Consider the following 21,084-nt stretch of genomic DNA (forward strand, 5'->3'; position numbering starts at 1 on the left):
GAGAGGTATTGATGATGCGAAAAAGTAAGCTTGATATTAAAAGTGAAATGGCGGCAGAAAAAAGGCTATTACCAGTTGGAAAACCTATATTTAAATATGCAGGTAATCTGATAATTTCTTTAATTTTAGCAGCGGTAGCTTTGATTTCTGTAACTTCTTTTAAAACTTCAGCAGGTTCGGCGCTGATATTTTTCTTTGTTTCTGTATGCGCGTATCTTTTTATGGCGGGAATAAAGACTGAAACGTCAGAATTTTATCAGCAGACAGATTTCATTATTGGTAATAAATTGATTTTCACGGGTAAAGTATTAATAATGATATTGCTTGCTTTGCTGGGTGTCTATTTTATACGTTTGGGGAAGACGGCAGAGGGAATAACTGCTATAACTTTTTCTGTTATTCAGGCGATGCTGTTGTTTAGAGTGAATGCGGTTAAAGCTGCCGGTGCAGGCGAATTGAATGAAGCGAATAAGGAAGGCGTAATTGTCAATATACTTAATCTACTCATAATTACTGTTTCTTTTTATCTTTCGCTAAGATATTTTAATAAATACAATTATGCTTTGGCGTTTTTCTTTTTTGTGTTTGGTTCTTTTTATAGCGGTATAGTTTTGAATAACCGTTCTTTTGCAGGTATTAAGTGGAATGTACGTGTTGATTACCTGATACTCGCGGTTCTTGCGGTATTATCTTACCTTATAAGAAGTCACATGATTATGGATATTCCGCCCGGGGTAAGTTATGACGAATGGCTTGCGCGTCCTGTTGCAGAAACTATTCTTGCCGGGAAAAATGTTCCGTTATTTCTATCGGATATTCCGTATCTTGTAGGTACTATGTATTATTTTTGGCTTGCTGTATGGGGTAAAATGACGGGCGGGCTTACCTTTGAAAATATGAGGATGTTTTCTGTTTTTGCGGGGACGCTTAACGTTGTAATGATATATTTTCTTGTAAGGGAAATGTTTGGCAGAAGAACAGCGCTTGTTTCTGCTGTTGTGATGACGTTCTTTTATTATCATGTTATTTATAGCCGGTTGTCATGGCTGTGGGTGTTTGTCCCCCTTCTTGCAACTTTTTCTTTTTGGTTCTATTTTAAAGCAGAAAATACGGGTAAAATAGTATATTATGCCTTATCCGGTTTATTTGTTGGATTGGGGTTATACTTCTATAACGCTTCTAAAATGGTTCCTATTATTCTGGTTTTATATTGGCTGTATCTTTTACTTTTTAAAAGTTACAGAGAATGGCTTAAATTAAATATATGGTCTATGTTTATTCTTATTGCCGCTGCGTTGGCGGTCTTTGGCCCGATGATAGGGTATATAACCGAACATTCTTTTGAATATTTTATGCGGATAAAAGGCGAAGCGGCTGCCAAAACAGGGACAAATATCTTTTCTGTTCAGTTTCTGAAATTTCTGGCTGAAAATAGCGTGAATAATTTTCAGCTTTTTCTTACAAAGTCCGGTGTGGGCGGTTATTTTAACCTGCCGCTGGTTCCTTTACTTGACAGGATAAGCGCGTTTTTCTTTTTGGCAGGGATGGGAATATCATTATTTAACTTTAAAAAACGGCATTATGCGTTTCTTCTGATTCTTTTTATATGCTCTCTTGCGGCCGCAATATTTGCGGTAAGCCCCTGGGATCCAAACAGTCAAAGGGCTATTTTAAGTATTGTACCTCTTATAATTTTTATTTCTATTGGTGTGACAAAGTTATGGGAATTTGCTGTGAATTTAAATAAACGTATAATGATAATTATTTTGCCTGTTATATTTGCGGTGTTTATTTCTTTTACGGCGTATACCTATTATGATATGTATTTTGTACAATATCCGGCAAATGACAGCGTAAAGAGTGATTTTTTCAGTTACGCAGCCAAAACGGTAAGATATGCCGACAGGATGAATGACAAAGGCAATAAAGTTTTTGTGTCGCATTTTTTTACTCTGCAGACATGTTTTTCAACAAAAAAAGAGATATTTTACATAGATCCCGGAATTCCTGAATACGACAAACTTTTCAACATAAAGAAAAATTCTGTAATAATAATGGAAAGTTTATATGATAAGCAGGCAGGTTATTACGCCGGTTTATTTGATAATACGCGTGTTATAAGAGATTATGAATTGTATTCCCGGAATGCAGGCAGAAATAGCGATATATTTGGCCCGCGGCTTTATCACACAGGAATCGAAATTCCGGCCGATTCTATGAATACTACCTATGGCCTTAGCGCGAAGTATGATACTAATGGTGAACAATACAGAATAAAGTTATCAAATACCGCAATTCCATTAGTTCCCGAAGCAAAAAGTATAGAAATAAATGGATTAATATATGCGCCTCAGTATGGCCTATATGAATTCAAAATGAATAACAGTAATAATTATACTCTTATTATTGATAATCAGCTTGTACGCGGGAAGTTAAATTTGTATAAGGGACTGCACAGTATAAAACTTCGGATTTCTGATCCGGGAAGCATGCAGGAACTTATGTGGAAAAACCCGCAGTCTTCGGACTACAGTATAATTTCGCAGGAATATTTATTGAACAAAACAATAATTAATGGCTTGTTAGCGGAATATACAACTGTTGGGCCGGAAACTTATACGCAACTTGAAATATCACCAACGCATAGATACTATTTTTATAGCCCAAGAATTCCATTAAATTCAAAACGGATGGGGTATGACGTAAAATGGACAGGGTATTTTAATGCTGAAAAAAACGGTAAATATAGTTTTAAGCTTGATTCCACAAAAGATTCATCTGTATATATTGATGGTGTAAAAATGTATTCGCAGATAGGTTCTGCAAAATATGAAAAGTCATCTGTTTTAAGCAAAGGCTGGCATAAAATAGAGATTAAGTATAATTTTGACTGTAATTCAATTGTTTATGGAAGGGAATCAGTATTAAGATTATTATATCTATCTGATGCAAATGAATATGCGGTTGTTCCGTATAATTTGTTAAAACCATACTAAGTAAGGGGTTGTGAATCGTGACAAAATGCCTTGTACTGCTTACATGGAACGAAATTGAAGCTGTAAAAGCTCTGTATGATAAAATACCTAAAAATTATGATGAAGTATTTGTAATTGACCCCGGCTCTAAAGACGGCACACTTGAGTTTTTTAAAGAAAAAGGAATGCCCGTGCATATTCAGGAAAAAAAGGGCAGGGGTGTTGCTTTTATGATGGCGGCCAATATAAGCAAATCTGATCTTATATTATTTTATAGCCCCGATGGCAACGAAGACTATAATGATATAGATAAAGTTTTTGCCCTTCTGGAACAGGGTTCGGATATAGCTATAGCGTCGCGGTTTGCAAAGGGTTCAAGAAACGAAGAAGACGGGCAGTTGTTTCCGTTGCGTAAATGGGCTAATCAGGTATTTACATGGATGGTAAATGTGTCCTTTAACAGGTCGGGTTATTATGTGACAGACACAATAAACGGATTCAGGGGTTTTAAAAGGCAGGTGCTGCTGGATTTGGGCTTAACTGCAGAGGGTTTTGCAATAGAGTTTCAAAGCTCCATAAAGGCATTTAAAAAAGGCCTTACCATAAAAGAAATACCAACTGCCGAAGGCGACAGGATAGGCGGCGAAAGCAAGGCCAAATCTATCCCCACGGGAATTAAATTTGTAAAGTTGTACATTCAGGAATTATTCAGTAAAAAATAAAAATAAAAGGCGGTTGAATTTGAGCCAGAAAATTATAGAACAAAGATATGGGGATTGGATTCCGGGCGATTTAGAGCGTGTTAAGGCAATTGTAAAAATGACAGAACCGGGCGGAAAAATTCTGGACATTGGCTGTGGGACGGGTTTTATAGGGGAACAGCTGATAAAAAAAGGTTGTAAAGTATATGGTGTTGATTATTCTTTAGAAGCGGTAAAAAAGGCAAAACAAAAAGGTATTATAGCTGTTGCAGGTGATATAACAAAAAAAGCCGTTTTCCAGGGGATTAAATTTGATGGGATAATACTTGGCGAGATTATAGAACATATAATAGATACGGATGCTTTTCTTCAGGATTTAAAGAAAAAACTTAAAAGCGGCGGATATGTAATTATTACAACGCCAAACCTTGCCACTTTGGGCAGGCGCCTGCTTCTTCTTTTTGGTAAAAATCCGCATATTGAATATTATTACAGGGCAGATTCAGCAGGCCACGTTAAATACTTTGTCCGTGACACGCTTTTTGACCTGTTGAAATACAATGGTTTTAAAATAGAAAAATTTACGTCAGATATTGTGAATTTTAACGGCAGCGGGTCGGTTAAGTCATCAGTTCTTGCCGGGCTGTGGCCGGGCATAGGCAGGACTCTAATAGTTAAAGCTGTAAAGAATGCAGTTTAAGTTATAAAAAGACGGAAAATGGCGGGGGCTAAATGAAAAAGTTCTTTGAAGGGTTTGAATTAAGCGGCGGCTGGCAGGCACGCGCAATATTCGCGCTTGCCGGATTTGTGATGCTTGCTATTGCATATCTGAATTTTACCGGGTTTAAAGGGTTATTTGTACCGGTAATGATATTCTTGGGGCTTGTTTGTGTATTTGTATATTTTTTTCTTTACGCTAAAAATGAAGTGATAAATAGTTATATATATGAATTTAAACCGCAGCCTATATGGCGAGGCGTATTAAAGGTATTAAACGCATTTGCGCTTGCGGCTGCAGGGTTATATCTTGATATAAAAAAAGTTCCTCTTATTCCTTATATGCTTTTTTTCTTTTCTCTGCTTCAGGTTATGCTTGCGGCAAGAATGAAAGGAATGAGAATTATAACGTATTTTTCTGAGTTATTACCAATGAAAGATGATAAATATCTTATAAAAAAAATGGTGTTGAATTTTGTTCTTGCTGTTGTTGTCCTTATATTTTTATCAAAGGGAATGTTATTTTTTTCTTTTGTAACTCTTTTTGTTATGGCTGTAATTACAGGGGATTTTTTTAACAACCGTGAATTTGCGGGGCAGGACAGAGATAAAACTTTGGATTATATTCTTTTGGGAATTATATTACTTGCTGCGTTATTTTTCAGGTTTTACCGCCTTGACCAGGTTCCCCCCGGTTTTACATACGACGTCAGAAGGGCTTATGATATCCTGCTTTCAATGAAAAGGGGAGAGCATTTTGGCGTCTTTCTTCCGCAGGGTGATATTAATGCGGCGTCTATGACAGTTTACCTGTTATATTATTATTTGAATGTATTTGGTTTTGATATCTTTAACATTAGGGTTCTAAGTGTCATTTCATCAATGGCGGCCATACCGTTCTTTTATCTGCTTATAAAAGAGATATATAACCGTAAAACTGCTGTATTTGCGGTTTTGTTTTATTCGCTGATGTTTAATTGCATCCTTTTTTCAAGGCTTGATAACTTATTATATTTCCCTGTGCTTATACTTGCCGCAGGCCTTTATTTTCTGCTTGCCGGGATAAAAAGGGGAAATATATTTTTTTTAGTACTTGCAGGCGTAATGGCGGGCTTAAACATGTACACATATCATTCCGGCAAAATGCAAATAATAATATTATTTATTGGCTTTTTTATTTACGGTGTTGATTTTAAACGAATAAAAGATTCCTGGAAAAATACTGCCAATCTGTTTGTTATATGTTTTGCCGCTCTTGTTGTTTTCCTTCCGCTGCTGTACTTTATTGTGACGCAGTACGGTACTTTTATGGCAAGTGCAAATAACTTTATGCCGAAAGTTGACACGGGTATTTTTAAATACTTCTTTGGAAACATTACGGATATATTATTTGCCTTAACCGTAAAAGGGTCAAATTACGGATATCTAAACCTGCCTTTCAGGCCTGTTTTTACAGGAATTCAGCAGTTTTTATTTGTTCTTGGAAGTGCTTACCTTTTATTTGGGATGAAAAAGAAAGAAAATATGCTTCTTATTATATGGATGTTTGCAGCTGTATTACCGGAGATATTTTTTACGCACCATGCAAATCCTTATTACTTTAGAATGATACTGGCGTTCCCGGTGTTTGCTGTTATTGCTGCCCTGGGATGTAATGTAATTTATAGGTATGCATCTGTAATCTGGCAGGGTAAACAGAAAATAATTTATATCTTAATATTTTTTGTCGTATTTGTTTCTTCTGTCGGATCATCCTACATTGATTACTTTATTAAATATCCAAAACACTCAAAAGTAATGGATCAGTTTGACTATGTGGCAAGTGAAATAGAGAAGATTGTAATGGAAAACAAAGGCAATATAGTCTACTATTCGGGATATATTCAGAATATAAGGTCTTTGTTTTGTGTTTACTGTGGCGACATGGGTCATATTATAAAAAAAGACGTTTCCTCTTTAACAATCTCGGACTTTTATACGGAAGATGATAAAGATGTTGTTATTATTGCGGAAAATATTTATGCTTACTACTTTGATTACCTTAAAGAATACTTTCCGGATATCGTTATTAATAAAGTTGAAAATAAGGAAGGTTTGGAGCTATGGGTCGATCCCATGAGGCCTGAATTTAAATACATTGTTGTTAAAATACCTAATGAGGACATAAAAAAACTTTACGGATTAAAGGCGGAATTTTATACTGAAGGCAGATTAATTACAGAAAAAATTGTGCATGGGTCATTTTTATTACCTGAAAAGGCTGACAGGGTTGTTATAAAAGGGCTGTTGGATATGCCTGATTATGACCGTCTAAAACTTTCTTTTAATCGCGGAGTCAGTGCGATTATCAGAATAGACAATGCACCCTATGATGGCAGGAAAATTTACAAAGGGCTTCATTATTTCACGGCGGAAATAAATACCGGTAATTTAGGTGCCGTTGATATGTCTTGGGAAATTAAAGGTAATAAAACTGTTGTTTCTGTTAAAAACCTTATAAACACGGAGAAAATCTTTGGCATTCAGGCTTCTTATACGTTTAATTTTCTTGATAAGAAATTTGTAGAGTTGGAACCTATAGTGGAAAACAGGTATCTTGAGTACATGCCAAAATTTGAAACCGGAGGGGACAGTTATTTTAATGTCAGGTGGGACGGATACTTTTATGCCGCTGTGGAAGGGTTGTATACTTTCGGGATTAAAACGCCTGCCAATTACTGTAACTCTATTTCTGTCAATGAGCATGAAATATATGCATACAGCGGGGAGAAAGAACAGACAGCTGTGTACCTTAAAAAAGGGTGGCACAAACTGAATATAATATCTTATTCGCAGGTGATAGCTTTCATGAATATGGTTTACAGGCTTCAGGTAAAGGGGCCGGAAGATAAGGCGGAGAGGACAGTCTATTATAATGAGCTCTCTCCGTTTTATCATTGATTATTAAGTGTAATTCTGATATTTTATATCAATTGGCGGTTTGAACAAAAAAACAATAAAGATAAAATAAGGAGGATTTATGGCTAAAAAGAAGACAGGGGTAAAGGCAAAAGCAAAAAAAAGTTTAAAGACAGCGGCTGTTCAGCCGGCTGCGGCGCCGCAGGTTGCGCCCAAAACCGCGCCAAAGAAGAATCTGGTAATAATAATTGCCGCTGCAGTTATTCTGTTTCTGGCGGTAGAAATGACTTTTGTCGTTAAAAAACAGGCACAGTCAAACAAAAAACCGGTTCTTGTCACCACGTGGGATGTTAAATATGGCGGGCAGATAGGCATGCCTGTTTCCGGCAAAAGCCTCTTTGTAATTGATAACAATTTCAACCAGATAAAAAGATACGGAAAAATGGACGGCAAGGTAATTGAAGTGCTTCAGTTTGAAGTGTCGCCTGAATGGGCTGCCGAAGATTCCAAAGGTAATGTGTATGTAACGTTAAAAGGCGACCCTGTGGTATATCTTATGAAAAAAGGCAAACCTGTAGAGTTTATAAAAGAAGGGTTTAATGATCCTACTAATATTGTAATTGATAATCAGGATAACATTTATATCAGTGATGGTGGCGCAGGAAAGATATATAAATATGACATTGTCGGAACTAAGCTTATGGAATTTGGCGGCCGTGGAACAGGCAAGGGGCAGTTTATAAGGCTTGGTAAAGTATCTGTTGACAGCAAAGGCAATGTTTATGCCATAGCTATGGCCAACCCTATAATGGTAAAAGTTTTTTCACCGGAAGGAAAATTTGTAAAGGAATGGAAACTGCCTTTGACAGCGCTTACCGGGCTGGAATCACTTGCTATAACTGATGATGGTAATGTTTATATTAATGATATGCGCGAAGCTGCCATTAAGGTATTCACTAATAACGGAAAACCGCTTGGTAAGTTTGTAAATGACGCGGGAATGACATATAAAATAGGTGTTCCGGGTTCGTTTTCCGGCGGGCAGGATAATTATCTGTATGTGGGCAGCTTTAACGTGGCTGTTTTTGAACCCATACTTTATTAATACTAAAAAAAATATCAGGGAGAAATTGCGTGTCTAAGAAAGCCGAAATGTACTTATTTATAGTAATAGCCGCGGTTCTGTTTGCTGTGGGACAGGTAATGTTTATAGTTAATTCGGCTTTTGTTACGGGCGGGATATTTATGGGCCTTGCTATTCTTGTCGCGATACTCTATTTTTCCGGAGTGTATGAAAAATTAAAAGTATCTTCTGTAGGTTTGTTTGTTAAACTGCGTGAAAGCATAAAACAGCAGCAGTTAAATCCCGGTGTTTTACCGCGTGATAATGCTGTGAAGAAAAGTTCTGTAAATATTACCCCGCAGAAGAAAGAGATTATTGCTAAGGCGGGGAATCCTGTTCCAAAGGATAATCAGCAGAAACAGGTTTTTAAAATAGCTTTTTCCAGAAACTGGCTGCTGGCCGCTGCGGGATTGTGTTTTGCGGGGGCTCAGGTTTTTCTTATGATGCAGAAGTATGTTCCCGCTGCCGCGCTTCTTGGGGCAGCCCTTGTTATATTATTATATTTTGTAATAAATAAAAACAGTGTGATAGGGCTTGATCTTGAATTTGAGAATACAACAAAAATACTGTTTGCCCTGTCAGGGTTTATTCTGCTTGTTGCCGGCTGGGTATTGCTTATAAACAGGGGCAATATGATTCAGAACATCGGCGTTGGCGTCACTACGGTCGGCATATTCCTTTTGTTCTGGGGGCTGCCTGAAAACAAAATGGCGTATGAAGACAGGGAAGGCGGGCAGGAAATTCTTTTTACCGGCAACAGGTTTCTTGACAATATCTGGGTAAAACTGGCGCTGCTTGGAATAATGGTTCTGGCGCTTATTGTGGGAAACAAAATTGCTTTTCATACATCGCTTGGCCTTTATTCAATGGTCTTTTACGCAGCTGCTATAGCTTCTTTCTTTTTTGCGATGCCTTTAATACCGTATAAAGAAGTAATAAATGACAATAAGTTTATGAATTACCTTAAAGTTGTTGCTGTAATTGCGGCAGTATTTTTAGCTTACCTGGGGCAAAAACAATTTCTTGCGGAAAAAGTAAACGACGCTGTTATTTATTATATTATTGCTGCCGCTGTTTTAATAACATTTTTTCCGGTATCACTTAAAACAGGCGATAAACAGCCTTTTTCACTGAAAACGGAATATATTTTTGTTATTGGCGTTACATTGCTTGCGTTGTTTTTAAGGGTTTATGAACTTGATAAAAGGCCGTTTGGGCTGGAAAATGATGAATCCGGCGGCATGATATCTGTGGTGAAAAATTTCTGGGTGGGTCAGCACCCTATATACGCGTACATCTGGGAATTATGTTATAACGTTTTTGGGCTTACCAGAGTGGGGTTAAGGATGTATGGCGTTCTGCTTGGTACATTATCAATACCTATAATGTATTTTGCGGTAAGAAGTATATTTAATGTTAGGACCGCGATGTTTGCCTCGGTTTTGTTCGCGTTTCTGCGCTGGAATCTGCATTATGGCAGGTCCGGCCACGGGACTGTGATGGCAATAGTGGCAATTACTCTTGCTGTTTTCTTTATATTTAAAGCGATTCAGAAAAGGGATAAATTTACTTATTTTATGGCGGGGGCAATGAGCGGCCTTTGCTGGTATGGTATCTTAACAGGGTGGTTTGTTGTACTTGCGCCTTTGTTATATTTTGTCTTTGAAAGTTTCAGCAAAAAGAATTATTTTAAAAGGAATATGGTGGGCCTGCTTGTTTTTATGCTTGGTTTCTGGCTGTTTGCATCACAGCACATAAAAAACTATTTTATTTCCACCAACACTTATTTCAGCCGTATAAGCGAAGTTTCCGTATTCAGCCAGGACCCCAATGCGCCGGTTAAAAATCCCGCTATCGGTATTATTGAAAATACCCAGCGTGTGCTTTTAATGTTTAACCACCACGGCGACAGCAGGCAGCGTAACAGCGGCGGAAATCCTTATGAACCCGCAGTGGATTTTGTAACGGCAATGCTTTTTGGGCTGGGTTTCTTTTATTGTATTTATTACAGTAAATTTAACGCTTTCTTTATACTGGTCATGCTGTTTTTCTCGCAGGCGGCAGGGTCTATCTTTGCCATAGAAGCCCCCAGCGCAATGAGGGCGGTAGGGACAATGATACCTATGATATTTTTTGCGTCTGTTGTGTTTGATAAAGTGTGGTACGCTTTTTCAAATGTATTCAAAGGAAAATTCAGGGACGTAATAGTATTTCCGCTTCTGCTTGCGTGCTTTCTTGTACCTATTATAATTGCCAACTATAATCAGTATTTTAAACGCTGGGTGGGCGGTATGGACGAACTTTCAACCGCAACCGGCACCTATGCGCAGAAGCTTGGAAAAGATTACAGGGTTTTTCTATACACAGGCCTTTATTATCCGGGGCACCCGCCGTTCAGGATTCAAAGATGGGATTACAAAGTGGATGCTTCTATAGAACCTGCTGACAATGATTCTGTCCTTGCCAAGGTTGACAGCGAAAATTACGCGATATTTTTTCATTACGATGTATGGCAGACCGAAGATATCTGGAAACAGATGTACCCGAATGCCGCTTTTGACACTTTCAGCCACCCCGGTTTTGGAAAGATGTTTGATGTATTAATGATACAGAATGCTGATATCGCGGCAATGCGCGGCCTTAGCGGCCGGGTGGCAGGTAATAGTGTTAATAACGCGCTGCCTGTTTTCAACGCTGAAGATAACGGCAAAGTTCCATATAACATAACGCTTGAAGGTAAGGTGCTTATACCTTATTATGCAGACTGTTATTTTGGCAATACAGGAACGGCAAAAGTGTCTTATACCATTGACGGAATATCGGTTAATGACAGTAATCAGAAAATAAGGCTTGCGAAAGGTTTTCACAATATCAGAATAACCGGTTCAAGAAAGTCTGTAAGTGACACGTTATACCCTGTAATGTCGCTTTTTAGGGTAGTTGGAAATTCAAGGGGCGGCAGGGAAATATATACGCTGAATGAAAGGTACCTTTACTCTATAAAGGATAACGGATTAAGAGCTGTTTTTTACGCCGGCGAAAAGTGGGAAGGCGCTGTAAATAATGAAGTTATTACGCCTGCGGCGCTTTTTGCCAGGGCTAATGACGCTGTAAAATTAAGCGGGTATTTAAATGTGCCGGACGGGGCTGAATATAAATTTATCCCTTCAAATAATGGTTTTCTGGCAATAGTGGTAGATGGCAGGCAGTATTGGGACAATATGGCGGGTAGTATAATAAAAGAAGCCATTTATAAACCCGGGATGAAAAAAGTATCAACGTTCAGGCTTGAAAGCGGAAAGCACAAAATAGAGGTTTATACGCTTGGTGCGTCATTCTTATCTCTGCGGTTGTCAGTCAATGGCGGGGAAGAACGCGGTTTTAATTTTGGTGAACTTGAACCGGACTATTCAAGGATTAGCTATAATTAATAAGTATTTGTTTGCGTAGGGATAGCGCTCCTGCGCTGTCCGCGGTTTTAGGCTTGCGTAGTTGCAGTAAGTTTTTTGATTTTAGATATAAATTTGTATGTTTTAGTTTCTTGACACAAGACTGCGTTCCGATATATAATAAATTATACAATAATAATAAAGGAGCGGCATAATATGGGAAAAAAATCATTGTACGTTCTGTCAATTATCGCGATAATCTTTTTAGTTTTTTTCGTTGATTTTAAAAGCAAAAATTTAGGTGTTAATTTTGTAGATGCATATACTGCGGGATTTGCTGACTACGGCCCCGGTCTTGTTAATGGATTTGAAGGCGGCTCTATAGCTGGTAATCCACCTTATCCACCGTTTGGACCAAGAAATGATATCATTGAATGGAAAGGAACAGCTCCCGTAGGTGTTCCAACTCCTGTGTATTTTCTAATAAGCGGGACTTATCCCGGAGATGGTGGATTTCCTGATTGCGCTCCCGGTGTTGGGATAATGCGAATAGAATGGAAGGGGAATAGTACGGGAAGCAGGCAGTATATTGAGCTTCCTGCAGAAAAATTTGAAAATGTAGGGTGCACAAGCCCTGTTTACCAGACCTACGAGGCAAAAGACTGGTCCTGTTATGATTACGTTGATTTAATGTTTTATTTAAACGGCCTTCCAAACGGTGGTATTGGAACGGAAGGTGCTTTTCAGACAGTGTCTTTATTTGACGGGCAAATAACAGTAACATCAAACGCAGTATCAACTCCGGTCAAACATCCAACTATAGATGGTGTTATTGTCGAACACATATCCGTTTCATTAAAATATCTGGCAAATCATTACGATGTTTCCGCAGGAAGGTATTTTGATATTTCTAATATTAGAAGTTATTCGATAAATGCACCTATTGCGGATTATTCCATTATGGACTCTGAATCCATAGTGATGTATTATGATAATGTTTCGCTAAGTGCAAAAGATATCACTAACCCGCCTCCTGTCACAACGGGTATTAGTACAACGAACCTGCCGGGTTCTATTGGTGTTAACCTTTCATGGACTATTTCGCCTGCGGGCGTGGGAAAAAGCCCCGTATCCGCGTATCACATTTACAGGGCAACAGCTGCTGCCGGCCCGTATATATCAGCCGGATATCAGTCAGCCACAACTAACGCTTATGTGGACACGTCTGTTCCTTATGGTAATGCCACGTTCTGTTATAAAATTCTTACATGCGATAACGGTCCTGTGTTAAATCCTGCTGATGAAAAATATAATACAATAAATGCAACATATAATGAAGCTTTGCTGACGGACGCAAATTCTCAGTGTATTTTTGTTCCTGAATTCCCGACACCGACAGCCACTCGAACACCTATGGTTTCACCGACAGTTACACCCACGTTTGACCCCAATATGACTCCAACGGCTGTGGTTGGGGAGGATATTAAAGAAGCGCACGTTTATCCCAATCCTTTCAACCCCAACGCAGGAACAGGTAAATTTAAAGTTGATAACGTTCCTGTTGATACCAAAATACAGATTTTTTCCATGGATGGCTCGCTTGTAATGGAGGGTGTTACTTCAGGGACAGCCGGGTTTACATGGGACGGAAGAAATAAAAACGGTACATTAGTTGTATCAGGGCTTTATTACCTTGTGCTAAAAGATAAAAAAGGCAAGACAGACGTAAAGCGCATAATTGTATGTTATAAATGCGACCCGATAGATAATGAATAAAATGAGCGGGGAGACTACTATGAAAAAACTGACAATACTTGCGGTTGCATTATTAGTTTCGGCATCTGTTTACGCGGCGGAATACGGCGGCGTTACAGCTTCGCCATATTTAAATCTTGGTGTGGGCGCGCGCGCCTGCGGTATGGGTGAGGCCTATACCTCTGTTGTCGCGGACGTGGATGCCGTGTTCTGGAACCCCGGCGCGCTTGTAAAAGTGGAAGACCCGCAGTTTTCATTTATGCACAATCAGGCATTCGGCGGAACCGCGTATGAATACCTTGGTGTGGGTTTTCCGGCAGAACAGCTGGGCTTAGATATCTGGGGTTCTATAGGTATTATGGCTCTGCTTGTAAGGGTTGAAGATATAGATCAGACAAAAGAAACGCTTACCGGCACTTATGATGAAGCGTTTGCGGAAAAAGGCCGTACATACGGCGCCGGCGGCACGGTAATCGGCGTTGCTTACAGCTGGCAGGCCGCAAAGATGTTTTCGCCCGGCATAACTTTAAAACTTATTAATCAGAAAATAGCCCTTGAAGAAGGGTGGATACCGGCAATTGATATTGGTATTATTGCAAATACAAATTTTCCGGGATTTGACGTGGGCCTTGTATTCCAGAATATCTCTTTTATGCAGATGAATCAGGTTGATGGCGCGCCTGACGCGCCATTGCCTTTAAACTTAAAATTCGGTGTCAGCCAGAAACTTAACAGGCTTTTTTCCGCTGAAAATGACCCCAAAGATTTTATAACCGTTGCGGTTGACGGCATTCTTCCGATATCGCCGGCAAATATGCCTTTCAGGCTTCACTTTGGCGTGGAATACGGCGGCGACCTTGACCACCACATATTAAAAGGCAGGCTTGGCTACCGCTTAAACGGGCAGGATTTAATTTCCGACCTTGGAGCGCTTGCGGGTTTAACAGCGGGTTTTGGTTACAGCAGAAACTTTGACGGTGTTGACCTGGCGCTTGATTACGCTTTTGTGCCTTACGGCGAACTTGGTATGTCAAACAGGATAGGCATGACAATAAAGATAGGGCAGCCCACACCAACGCCCACGCCGGTTGCCGTAAAACCGCCAAAAGTGGTTAAACTTACCGCGCAGTCAAAAAAGATAACAGTAACATGGAGCACTGAATCACTTAAAGATATTAAAGGTTACAACGTTTATATGAGCTACAAGCCGGGCGGAAAATATTACAAACTTACCAAAGAAGCAATACAGAAATATTATATGGTGGTAGGCCCGTTAAAGAGCGGCCTAAGATGTTACTTTATAGTAAGGGCTGTAGGTAAAGACGGAAAAGAGAGCGTTAATTCAAAGGAAATATCAGCAGTCCCAAGATAATGCAGGTAACAGGTAGCAGGTAACAGGTAACAGGTAACAGGTAACAGGTAACAGGTAGCAGGTAGCAGGTAACAAGTAACAGGTAACAAGTAACAGGTAACAGGTAACAGGTAACAGGTAACAGGTAACAGGTAACAGGTAGCAGGTAACAGGTAACAGGTAGCAGGTAACAGGTAACAGGTAACAGGTAACAGGTAACAGGTAACAGGTAACAAGTAACAGGTAACAGGTAACAGGTAACAGGTAACAGGTAAGTTCTAACTTGTAAGCTGTAACTTGTAACTTGTTAGTTAGAATACTCGTGGAGGTAGAAATTATGGCTTTATCATTAAAAACAGAAAAAGAAGCAAGGGAATATTTTGAACGTGCGCTTCATACCTGCCAGCCCGGCGAAATAATACTTTACCATAATCAAAGACGGACTGTTCATTCTGTCCTTAAAGACGCGGCAGAAAAAAATAACCATAAATTTATTGATAAGGATATTTCTGCAATTGACGACAGCGATCTTGGCGGCGTAAAAATAGAAAATAAGGTTCCTGTCTGGCTTAAGGAAGTTTTTGACAACTGTGATAAATGCAAATTTTTAATCTATCTGCGTGAATTTCATATGGCTACGGATAAGGTTAAAACAGAAGTGTTAAACCTTATGGCAAAAAGGGAATTTGAAGGTATTAAACTTCCCGAGAGTACTATAATTGTGCTTGGAGTCCTTGATGTGGACGATATCGTTGACCCGATATCCAGCACACACACGGTAAGGTTTTACAGGGAAGTTTAGTTTTAGATGTTTTGATGCTTAGAAGATTAGAGGCTTGGTTTTATAATGTAGAGACGCAACATGTTGCGTCTCTTTTTTTATTTTTATGTATTGTATTTATGTGATTTGGTAGACGCGGGTCTTTAGCCCGCGGGTTTTGGTATTTGATTTTGATCCGGTAGCCGCGTCCCTTTAGGGCGCGTTGTTTGGAACTGCTCTTTGGGATAAGGCGCAATAGATTACTTAGCGGACAGCATCTTCTTAATAATCAAAAACTCGTGCTGTGCGATATCGGACCAGTAAAACTGCGAAATGAATTTGGTGTTGGTTTTCAGTGTGCGTCCGGATTCGAATGTTTTTAACAATTCTTCCGCGTACACGTCGTGGTTAAAGCAGGGGATTTTGGTTATCTGGTTTTTAAACACTTTAAAAGCCGGAAGGTCATACACCACAGGCATGCATCCGTGCTGCAGCGCTTCCAGTATGGAAATTCCCCAGCCTTCCTCGCGCGAGGGAAGGAAAAATACCGCGGCTTTTGCAAGCAGGGCATTTAACTTTTTAGCGTCAACATAACCCGCAATTGTGACAACGCCTGCCAGCCCGTTTTTTTCAATAGAATCTTTAAGAAAAGCCATATCCCTGTCAGAACCACGTCCAATAACGGTAAGTTTAAGTTTTGGATTTTTTTGCGACACTTTTTTCCAGACAGGGACTATATCATATAATCCTTTAGACGGCCTTAATCCGCCTAAAAAAACCGCCATTGATTTATCTTTTTTTATTTTAATAGTTGAAATTTTATTTATTCCGTTTTTTACCCTGTGAATCTGACCTTTATATCCGTATTTTAAAAGTGTTTTGGCTATCTGCTCTCCGGCATCTGTATCAAGTACAAATACACAATCCGCGCGTTTTGCAATCATCTTAAAACTGTGAAGCTGAAGAAGATATAACACCGCGTTCACCGGGAAAAAACCCGCCCTTTTGAAAGGGGAGTCATATTTGTGATGCAGCATGCAGAACCATTTTGATGCAGGATTACGAAATTTGTACTTGTAGGCGGGATATATGTCGCTGTAGCAGTCGGAACTTGTATATAGGGCATCATATTTTTCAGTTTCAAGTTTTTTATCAGCGTCAAACGCGGAAATAAAATAACCCATAAGGCGCTGAAAGCCGAAGGACTCCCGGATGCCCATAAATCTGTTCTTTGCTGTTATGATATCCTGAAAATATCCGCTCATTCTATATGCGGCTGCCGCGTTAACGCCGCCTAAGGTTGTAAGAAAATCGGGTGTTATTTTTCCAAAAAGGTGTTTAACAATATTAAAAAGCCGCACTTCGCCGCCGCTAATAACGGGGCTGTCGCCATATCCTGTGGCGATAAACAGAATTTTAACCTGTTTTTTCAAAGGTTGTAATCCGCATGTATGCTATAAAACGTTGTTTCAAACATCCCGAAAAGCCCCTTTAATATTGTGACGTAACGGCTAAGACAGTTAAATTTACTATAAACAGCCGTATTTATCAATATAATTGTATCTAAACGCACCAAGTATTCTTTATTGACAATTGTAATAGGCAGTTATATAATCAAATAACTTATTTTAACTATTAAAAAAAGTATATTTTAAAGGCGAAAAACGGAATTATGCGTTTTTATAAACGTTATAATTCTGTGTTTTACGCGTTTATATTTACAGGAGAGGTTCACATGGCAAAAGACACGGTTAAAGCCGGGCTTATTGGTTTTGGTACCATTGGCACCGGGGTTGTGAAATTGTTTAAGAATTCAGCAGAGCTTATTAACACGAAATCAGGTATTAAAGTTGAACTTGTTAAGGTATGCGACCTTGACATAAAGCGCGACAGGGGCGTTAAACTTGCTCCCGGAATGCTTACCACAAACGTAAATGACATAATAGAAAACCCCGAAATTGACATTGTGATAGAACTTATGGGCGGATATAAACCGGCGCTTGATTTTGTAACCCGCGCGTTAAAAAACGGCAAGCGCGTTGTAACCGCTAATAAAGCTTTAATCTCCAAATACTGGGAAGAAATAAGCGCGGCTTCCAAAGAAGGCGACGCTGAAATTATGGCTGAAGCATCGGTAGGCGGCGGCATTCCCATACTGCGCGGCCTTGATAAAGGCCTTGCGGCAAATAAAATTGAAAAAATAATGGCTATCTTAAACGGCACCTGCAACTATATCCTTACCAAGATGACAGTTGATAAAATGTCATTTGACGCGGCGTTAAAAGAAGCGCAGCAGAAAGGGTTTGCGGAAGCTGACCCCACCCTTGATATTGAAGGGTTTGATACCATGCACAAGATTACAGTTCTTTCCAGGATGAGTTTTGGAAAAGGCATAAAACATGAAGACATTCACGTTGAAGGTATTAAAGGCATAGATTACACCGACATCAAATACGGCCAGGAAATGGGCTATGTGATGAAGCTTCTTGCCATCGCGCAGCGCTGTAAAGAAGGTATTAACGTGCGCGTGCATCCGGTGTTTGTGCCGCAGATGAACCTTTTGGCTTCGGTTAATTACGAATACAACGCCATCTTTGTCCGCGGCGACGCGGTAGGCGACACTTTATTTTACGGCAAGGGCGCGGGCGAACTGCCCACCGCATCCGCGGTATTGTCAGACGTTATTTATATCGCAAGGAATATGGCGTCAGGCGCAAAGCATGTAAGATACGCTTCAAAAGCAAAAACTGAAAAAATAAAAGTTCTGCCCATAGGCGAAACCGTTAACAGATATTACATAAGATTTAATGTTGTGGACAAAGCCGGAGTAATGGGCGAAATCACAGGCGTTCTTGGAAAACATAACATAAGCATTGCTTCCGTAATTCAGAAAGAACAGAACCAGCACTCTAAAGTGCCTGTGGTGTTTATGACTTACGCGGCAAAAGAAGCGGATGTAATTAAGGCATTAAAAGCAATTGATAAACTTGCGATAGTAAAAGAAAAGACTGTAATGTACAGAGTTATAGAGTAATAAAAAAACACTGCGAAAATGGAGAGCTGAATAAAATGGAGCGCTACACGGGACTTATCAATAAATACGGAAAATATCTGCCGGTTTCAAGGAAGACACCGGTTATCACATTAAACGAAGGCAACACGCCGCTTATACGCTTTTACAGGCTTGAAAAAATGATTGGCGAAAATATAGAATTATACGGCAAATACGAAGGCTTAAACCCCACCGGTTCTTTTAAAGACCGCGGTATGACAATGGCCATTTCCAAAGCTGTTGAAAAAGGGGCGCGCGCCACTATCTGCGCGTCCACGGGCAACACTTCGGCTTCAGCCGCGGCTTATTCAACGCGCGCGGGCATTACAAGTTATGTTGTAATTCCAAACGGATACATCGCGCTGGGCAAACTTTCACAGGCGCTTATACATGGCGCAAAAGTTATTGCCGTTGAAGGCAATTTTGATGACGCGCTTAGGATTGTCTGCGAAGTCTGCGAAGAGCTTCCGATAGAACTTGTAAATTCGCTTAACCCTTTCAGGATACAGGGGCAGAAGACGGCCGCGTTTGAAGTTGTGGATTTTCTTGGCGACGCGCCGGATTACCACTGCATACCTGTGGGCAACGCGGGAAACATAACCGCTTACTGGATGGGTTACAAAGAGTATAAAGCCGATAAAAAATCAAAAAAGCTGCCGCAGATGTGGGGCTTTCAGGCGGCGGGTTCCGCGCCTATTGTACTTGGAAAACCGGTGGAAAAACCGGACACTATTGCAACCGCAATAAGAATAGGAAATCCCGCAAGCTGGAAACAGGCGCTTGCGGCGCGCGACGAGTCGGGCGGAATGATAGACATGGTAACCGATGCCGAAATAATAAACGCGTATAAACTGCTTGCACAGAAAGAAGGCGTGTTTGTGGAACCGGCATCCGCGGCGTCTTTTGCGGGGTTGTTAAAATTTGGAAAGAAAAACCTTCCTAAAAAGAAAAAATTAAAAATAGTCTGCACGCTTACGGGCAACGGAATCAAAGACCCGGACTGCGCCATTAAAAATGTGGAATTCAAACCGATAGTTGTAAAAGCGGAATTAAAGCAGATAATGAAGATAATAAAATAAGAAATACTGCACACTTATAGGAGGATTATGATGAAAAAAGTATTGTTTATCGCGGGGATTATATTAACCTTTTGTGTTTCTGTTTTTGCGGCGCAGGCACCGGAGGGCGGCGGAACAGAAGCCGCAGGCGGAAAAAGCCCGCAGCTTCAGGGCGGCGAAAAAAAATCAGCCGCGGCGTTTAAGGCTTACAACGCCGGATATACAAAGTACCTTGCGCATAACTATAAGGACGCGCTTAAGGATTTTAAAAAGGCGATTAAGCTAAAACCGGAATACGCCAAATCCTATAATTTTGCCGGGCTTGCTTACGCGGCAATGAAGCAGAATAATCACGCTATTCACATGTATAAAAGGGCAATTAAAGCGGATGAAGATTATTCCGAAGCTTATCACAACATGGGTATCGCGTTTGAAATAAAAAAAGACAGGGCTGCTGCTGAAAGTTTTTACCGCAAAGCAATAGAACTTGATAATGACAATCACATTTTTGTAAGGGCTTCCTTGAACCTTGCGGAAATGCTTCGCGAAGATAAAAAGTTCGATGAAGCGCTGCAGTTATTAAGAAAGGCCATGATTTACGAGCCGAACTTTGCGGAACTGCATAACGCCACGGGCCTTATTTATCTTGACAGCCGCGATGTAGTTGAAGACGATGAAGCTTACAACTATGCGGTTAAATTTTTTAAAAAAGCGCTTGAATTTGACCAGCATTACGTGGAAGCCGCCACCAACCTTGGCGTTGCATATCTTAGAAAGGGAATGCTTGATAAAGCCCTGAACCAGTTTGAAGCGGCGATAAAAATAAATAAGAATTTCGCCGGAGCCCATTACAATTACGCGGGCGCCCTTGTTATAAAAGGTTATTACAAAAAAGCAATCGCGCATTTTAAGAGGGCTGTTGAATTAAAACCGGATTTTTATGAAGCTTACTACGGCATGGGCAAGGCTCAGGAAAAAATCAACCTGTTTAAGGAAGCTGAAGATTCTTACAAGAAAGCCATTGCGATAAATAAGGAATACGAACCGGCGGTTCAGGCAAAGGCCGACGTCAGGGAGATAAGAAAAAGTTTCATAAGCCATATAGAGTTTAAGAAAAAGGCTGTTGAAGGCGAAGAGGGCGAAGAAGAAGAGGAAGAAACAACTGAAGGTGAAGAAGATGAAGAAGGCGAAACAGTAAAGAAAAAAGCTGTTGAAGAAGAAGACGTGGAAGATTTAAGGCTTGAAGAGGAAAAAGTAAAATCAGAAGAAGATGAGGAAGAGGAAGAGTAAGGCGGCAGCTAGGCA

Annotated in this window: 14 protein-coding genes; 12 read left to right on the top strand and 2 right to left on the bottom strand. The window is 39.9% G+C overall.

Annotation, left to right across the window (positions count from 1 at the left end):
• Positions 1 to 11 precede the first annotated feature (11 nt).
• From CVV21_01640 to CVV21_01675, 8 genes are all read left to right on the top strand, one after another.
• Entirely contained in the window at positions 12 to 2,996 is a 2,985-nt protein-coding gene (locus tag CVV21_01640) for a hypothetical protein (protein PKL92484.1), read from the top strand.
• A gap of 14 nt (positions 2,997 to 3,010) precedes the next feature.
• Positions 3,011 to 3,697 (top strand): hypothetical protein, encoded by a 687-nt coding sequence (locus CVV21_01645; GenBank protein ID PKL92485.1) that lies wholly within the window; start codon positions 3,011 to 3,013, stop codon positions 3,695 to 3,697.
• A gap of 19 nt (positions 3,698 to 3,716) precedes the next feature.
• On the top strand, positions 3,717 to 4,376 hold the full coding sequence (locus CVV21_01650) for a hypothetical protein (protein ID PKL92486.1): 660 nt from the start codon (positions 3,717 to 3,719) through the stop codon (positions 4,374 to 4,376).
• A gap of 32 nt (positions 4,377 to 4,408) precedes the next feature.
• On the top strand, positions 4,409 to 7,333 hold the full coding sequence (locus CVV21_01655; protein ID PKL92487.1) for a hypothetical protein: 2,925 nt from the start codon (positions 4,409 to 4,411) through the stop codon (positions 7,331 to 7,333).
• 79 nt (positions 7,334 to 7,412) lie between these two features.
• A complete protein-coding gene (locus CVV21_01660; protein PKL92488.1) occupies positions 7,413 to 8,396 on the top strand; it encodes a hypothetical protein in 984 nt (327 codons plus the stop codon).
• Between the two features lie 29 nt (positions 8,397 to 8,425).
• Positions 8,426 to 11,845 carry a hypothetical protein gene (locus CVV21_01665; GenBank protein PKL92489.1) on the top strand — a complete coding sequence of 1,140 codons (3,420 nt, stop codon included), beginning with the start codon at positions 8,426 to 8,428 and terminating at the stop codon, positions 11,843 to 11,845.
• Between the two features lie 174 nt (positions 11,846 to 12,019).
• On the top strand, positions 12,020 to 13,579 hold the full coding sequence (locus tag CVV21_01670; protein PKL92490.1) for a hypothetical protein: 1,560 nt from the start codon (positions 12,020 to 12,022) through the stop codon (positions 13,577 to 13,579).
• A 19-nt stretch (positions 13,580 to 13,598) separates the two neighbouring features.
• Entirely contained in the window at positions 13,599 to 14,930 is a 1,332-nt protein-coding gene (locus tag CVV21_01675) for a hypothetical protein (protein ID PKL92491.1), read from the top strand.
• On the opposite strand, the gene CVV21_01680 is transcribed toward CVV21_01675, so the two are convergent.
• Positions 14,852 to 15,145, bottom strand: coding sequence for a hypothetical protein (locus CVV21_01680; GenBank protein PKL92492.1), 294 nt, complete (start codon positions 15,143 to 15,145; stop codon positions 14,852 to 14,854). The genes CVV21_01675 and CVV21_01680 overlap by 79 nt on opposite strands.
• 101 nt (positions 15,146 to 15,246) lie before the next feature.
• On the opposite strand from CVV21_01680, the gene CVV21_01685 reads away from it, so the two are divergent.
• The gene (locus CVV21_01685) at positions 15,247 to 15,711 is read left to right on the top strand and encodes a hypothetical protein (protein ID PKL92493.1); all 465 of its coding nucleotides are present in this window, start codon (positions 15,247 to 15,249) and stop codon (positions 15,709 to 15,711) included.
• A 218-nt stretch (positions 15,712 to 15,929) separates the two neighbouring features.
• Here CVV21_01685 and CVV21_01690 read toward each other — a convergent pair whose 3' ends face one another.
• The gene (locus CVV21_01690) at positions 15,930 to 17,102 is read right to left on the bottom strand and encodes a hypothetical protein (protein PKL92494.1); all 1,173 of its coding nucleotides are present in this window, start codon (positions 17,100 to 17,102) and stop codon (positions 15,930 to 15,932) included.
• 302 nt (positions 17,103 to 17,404) lie between these two features.
• Here CVV21_01690 and CVV21_01695 point away from each other — a divergent pair, with 302 nt between their 5' ends.
• From CVV21_01695 to CVV21_01705, 3 genes are read left to right on the top strand one after another with little or no spacing between them, the layout of a single operon-like run.
• Positions 17,405 to 18,703, top strand: coding sequence for a homoserine dehydrogenase (locus CVV21_01695; GenBank protein PKL92743.1), 1,299 nt, complete (start codon positions 17,405 to 17,407; stop codon positions 18,701 to 18,703).
• A gap of 35 nt (positions 18,704 to 18,738) precedes the next feature.
• On the top strand, positions 18,739 to 19,800 hold the full coding sequence (locus tag CVV21_01700; protein ID PKL92495.1) for a threonine synthase: 1,062 nt from the start codon (positions 18,739 to 18,741) through the stop codon (positions 19,798 to 19,800).
• 27 nt (positions 19,801 to 19,827) lie between these two features.
• On the top strand, positions 19,828 to 21,069 hold the full coding sequence (locus CVV21_01705; GenBank protein PKL92496.1) for a hypothetical protein: 1,242 nt from the start codon (positions 19,828 to 19,830) through the stop codon (positions 21,067 to 21,069).
• The last annotated feature ends 15 nt before the right edge of the window (positions 21,070 to 21,084 follow it).

This window comes from Candidatus Goldiibacteriota bacterium HGW-Goldbacteria-1 (genome assembly GCA_002839855.1).
GTDB lineage: Bacteria > Oederibacteriota > PGYV01 > PGYV01 > PGYV01 > PGYV01.